The 4,528-nt window shown below is 43.5% G+C and carries 2 protein-coding genes and 2 pseudogenes; all 4 read left to right on the forward strand.

Features of this window, described 5'->3' with window-relative positions; all coding sequences use genetic code 11:
* Nucleotide 1: 1 nt before the first annotated feature.
* Nucleotides 2-206 (forward strand): annotated as a pseudogene (locus O9332_RS08800) (hypothetical protein).
* A gap of 224 nt (nucleotides 207-430) precedes the next feature.
* Nucleotides 431-2,845 (forward strand): HlyD family secretion protein, encoded by a 2,415-nt coding sequence (locus O9332_RS08805; RefSeq protein WP_288024963.1) that lies wholly within the window; start codon nucleotides 431-433, stop codon nucleotides 2,843-2,845.
* 63 nt (nucleotides 2,846-2,908) lie between these two features.
* Nucleotides 2,909-3,949 (forward strand): extracellular catalytic domain type 1 short-chain-length polyhydroxyalkanoate depolymerase, encoded by a 1,041-nt coding sequence (locus O9332_RS08810; protein WP_288024966.1) that lies wholly within the window; start codon nucleotides 2,909-2,911, stop codon nucleotides 3,947-3,949.
* Between the two features lie 436 nt (nucleotides 3,950-4,385).
* Nucleotides 4,386-4,528 (forward strand): annotated as a pseudogene (locus O9332_RS08815) (ISL3 family transposase); the annotation flags it as partial.

The raw sequence follows: 4,528 nt of genomic DNA on the forward strand, positions 1-4,528 counted from the left end.
TATGCAATGGACGGGGGTTATAAGGGATGGAACCCTTATAGAGAAAGGCATTGCTTCGATTTTGGCCAATTGTTTTCTATCTAGAGCGAACTAATCAATTAAATCTCTTGCCAGATAAGGATTTAGTCGATTTATGCCCCCATATCGAACCATACCAAGTCCCGAAGAGCCTAGTTAACCATACCATATACTATGCTTTAAAATAAATCTAGTATCATGTCTATAATTTTTTATTAATAGCTCTTCTATGCCTATGCCTCTCTCCAATTGCTTGCGTGAGGATTTGCTTGTCACCAGGAAAATAGATCGTCAAACCTCGGCCAAGCGTTATTTTATTCAAGATCCCATCTCTCAGGAAACTTTTGAATTCGGGGAAGAAGAATATTTTTTATGTCAACTTATGGATGGGGTGACATCTGTACCAGAAATCTTGGCTAGTTTTCAAGAACGCTTTAATATCAGTCTCACTGAAGAAGATTACCAGAAGTTTGCTGGACAGATTGATAGTTTTGGACTACTAGAACCGCATCAGAACCAATTGCCATCCTCTCAATCCGAGGAAGGAAACGGTCACAAAAACTCCTCGCCAACCAAGAAAAAATCCAAGCAGCATTCGTTGCTTTTTATTTGGAAACATCCTAACCCTGATGCCGTTTTTACTAGCCTAGCCCGTTGGACTCACCCTTGCCACCGTTGGCTTAGATGGTCAACTTGGCTATTGCTGCCTCTTTTACCTATTGCTCTATTGACGTTTTGGAATAATAGGACGGTTTTATGGTACGACGTGGGGCGTTTTGTTGATGGCTTACCCTTTGTCCTAAGTTATTTAGTTGACATTTTAATCTTGAATTTATGCGGCCGTATTATTCAAGGGACGGTGTTTGCTGCCTATGGCGGTCGTTCCAGCGTGTTTGGCATGACCTTAGCTTTAGGATTCAAGCCTCACTTCCATGTGGATCTGAGAGATTATCAAAGCGTACCACGAAAGGCCCAACTCTGGATCTATGGGACTCCCTTGATCATGCGCCTTTTTATCTTTAGCTTTGGTATGATTTTTTGGTACGCACAGAGAAGTTCAGGAACAGCATTTCATATTTGGCTCCTCTTACTCGCCCATGCAGCTTTGGCAACTTTTGTGTTGATGGCTTGCCCTCTCTGGCCTCTCTATGGCTATTATTTCTTGATCGCTTTTTTCCGACTGCCTGATAACTTTATGTCTCAGTCTTTCAGAGCGTGGGGGATGGTGATCAAGGGGCGGAATCTGCCTAGTTTTTTATCGACGAGAGAAAAATTGATGCTTGCCGGGTTTGGTCTGGGGAGTATCTTATTTTGTTTACTGATGATCTATTTGATCGTTACCAATTTTGCCAAAGGTCTATACACACTTTTTCCAGAAATTTTTGGGGCTGAATCAGCGATAATTATCGTCTCCGTCCTGGTATTCATCGGTTTTCGCAAACAGGTTTCTCGCTTGTTCTTCAGGGGACGGAATTCCCAAGGTACGAGTGGGCTTCCTTCTAACTTGACAGAAGAGACTAAGAACTCAAAAAAGCCCTCAAGTCGCTCTCGCCAGGGCTTTCAGCCTTGGCTGAAGAAAAATCTGAAATTTTTTATCCTAGCTGGTTTGGTAACGCTGCTTTTTCTGCCTTATCGGACTATGCCAGGAGGTCCCCTGCAATTGCTCACTCCCGCCGAGGTGGCTATTCAGGCTGAAGTTGATGGTAAAAGCAAAATTACTCGCGTCATGTTCCCAGGGGGTAACGAGCAATTAATCCGCAAAGGAACGGTCATTGCCCAGATGGAAGATGTCGATATTGAAGATACGATAGAGACGCTGCAATCTCAAATCGAAAAAGCGCTAGGCGATGTCAAAATTAAGCAATCTTATCTAGCTAAACTTTTAGCCACGCCAAGAAAGGAAGATGTGGAAGTAGCCCGCAATCAGGTAAAGATAGCTCGAGAAGAAGTAGATAAAGCTAAGAAAGAGGTAGCAGTGGACAAGCAAAATTTAGAGGTAATCAAGAAGCAAATAGAAAGCGCGCTCACCCAAGCTGATTTTTATTTCCGTGAGGCTTCTCGCCTGGAAGAAGGTTACAAAGAGGGAGCAATTGCCCTAAATCTTGTAGAAGATGCCCAAAGGAACGCTCAAACCAAGAAAATTGAAGCGGAAGAAAAGCGCCAGGCTTTGTTACAACAGCAACAAGTAATCGAACAAGCACGCAGCCAGCTAGCAAGCAAGCAAAGAGTTTTGGAGACAAGTGAATCTCAGCTCAAGTTACTGTTAGCCGGTCCCTACCCCGACGAGATTGAAGCGGCTCGGCAGGATGTGGAAGTGGCTCGTGCCGAGCTAGAACGCTTAAGGAAACAAGAGCAGCAAGAGCGAGATAAACTCAAACTCACCACCTTAGTCATGCCCTTGGATGGTTATCTAGTAACTCCTTATCTGGACACCAAAGTGGGTAGCTATTTGGATCAAGGAGAGACCTTTGCGACAGCGCAAGATGCTACCAAGATCTTGGCAGAAGTGCAAGTTCCAGAGTACGATGTCGGACAATTTTCGATTGGTAAGAAGGTTCAAATCAAACTCAATGCCTATCCCACGGAAACCATTATGGGGAAAGTTGTCTCCATTACCCCCTCGGCTGACAACAGCACAACAACAGGCGATTTGTCTTCAGAACCAGTTGTGAAGGTTTTGGTGGAAATTCCTTATGAAAAACACCTTTTTAAGACTGGGATGACGGGCTATGCTAAGATTGAAGGGCCGATGAAACCCTTCATTGTCGCTTTTTCCAGTCCAATTGTGCGTTTCTTCCAGATCGAAATTTGGTCTTGGCTTCCTTAAACCCAATCACTCCCTTATAATGTTGACAATTTGCTTAAAATGAAAATTGGAAAGCTCAGGCGAATGACAAGCATGATTTTTCTTTTATGTCTGCTTACTCTCTTATTTTTGACCGCTTGTTATGCCAGCCAGCCACAACCCCAAGAAAGTTTAAAGGAACAGTTACTATCGCAGACAATGAGAAGAAGAAGGAGAGTTAATCTCAATCAAGATATGGTCTTGAGAACTCTATACAATCAAGGGTTAGAAAGAAGTTACTATCTTTACACTCCTGGTTCTTATACTAGGGACAGACCTATGCCACTGTTGTTAGCTTTTCACGGTGGTGTTGGTCAGGGGGATACCATGGCGGCGAAAACTGGCTTTAACGATTTAGCTGATAGAGAAGATTTTCTCGTTGTCTATCCTAACGGCATTGACTTAGGTGCTATTGGGGGGCAATGGAATGACGGACGCAACACCCCTGAGGTTCACCCAGAAATTGACGATGTTGCTTTCGTTCGGGCCGTGATTGAAGACGTAGAAAAATTGAGGAATGTTGACAGAAAAAGAATCTATGTTACTGGGGGTTCCAATGGAGGGTTTTTTGCCCAAAGATTAGGATGCGAAATGGCTAACCAAATTGCTGCGATCGCCTCTGTCAGTTCGACGATGGCAAAATCCCTCGAATCTAGATGTCGGCCCCAAAGACCTATTCCCGTACTTATGATCAATGGCACTGAGGATAGACTTGTCCCTTGGGTAGGAGGAGAAATGACAGTGGGTGCCAGAGGAGAAATCCTTTCAGTTCCTGAGACGGTGGCATTTTGGCGCAAAAATAATGGCTGCTCGGCAACGCCAAAAGAGGAACGACTTCCTGACACGGAGCAGGATGGAACTACAGTGGTATCTTACCAGTATTCAGGTTGTCATCAAAACGCCACTGTCATGCTCTATCGCATTGAGGGAGGAGGTCATGGTTGGCCTGGAGGGCGAATCATGAGACGAGCTAACCAAAACGGTTTTAGCAATCGAAACCATGAAAATCTAGTGGGCAAGAACAGTCAGGCAATCAATGCTAGTGAAGTGGTCTGGAAATTTTTGCAACAGTTTACTTTGCCTTGAACGAATGCGCTTTTCGGCGTTGCTGCATTCGATCCCACATTCCGCACCCTAAGTGTCACAACGTCTCAAAAGAGGAAGATGCCTGAGTCAAAATACTTATCTAGAGGAGTGAGTTGGCGGCAAGCTGCCACCAACTAAGCCGAAAATTTCAGGGTTCCCCCGGTCATTATCAATAAACAGTGCTTGTTGAGAATGACCAGGCAATCAGACTTAACATCTAGGGGGAGATGTTCCAGTTGCTCGCTTTGTTTTGTCGGCTCTTCGGTAATTGTTATGCAAATAATTAACTTAAAATAAAATTCGATGAGAGTACCTAGTCTCAAAAATAGCTGAAATTCATACAGGGAAAAACTTGAGGTACAAACTGGTTAATACCAAAAGATAGACAATTGAGTTAAAATTTGATATAATAGCCAAAAACCAGAGTATTTTACTTATGATACTTGACAAATTTTTGAACCTAAAAGGAACGTCTATTCAAGGCTATCTACACCTAGAAAATATCGGTATAGTTTGCCGAATCGAATCGAAAAATAAAAAAGCAACCTGTCCTCGTTGTGGGTTAGAGAGCGATAAACT

It is taken from the genome of Microcystis sp. LE19-10.1B (assembly GCF_027530565.1).
Taxonomy (GTDB): domain Bacteria; phylum Cyanobacteriota; class Cyanobacteriia; order Cyanobacteriales; family Microcystaceae; genus Microcystis; species Microcystis aeruginosa.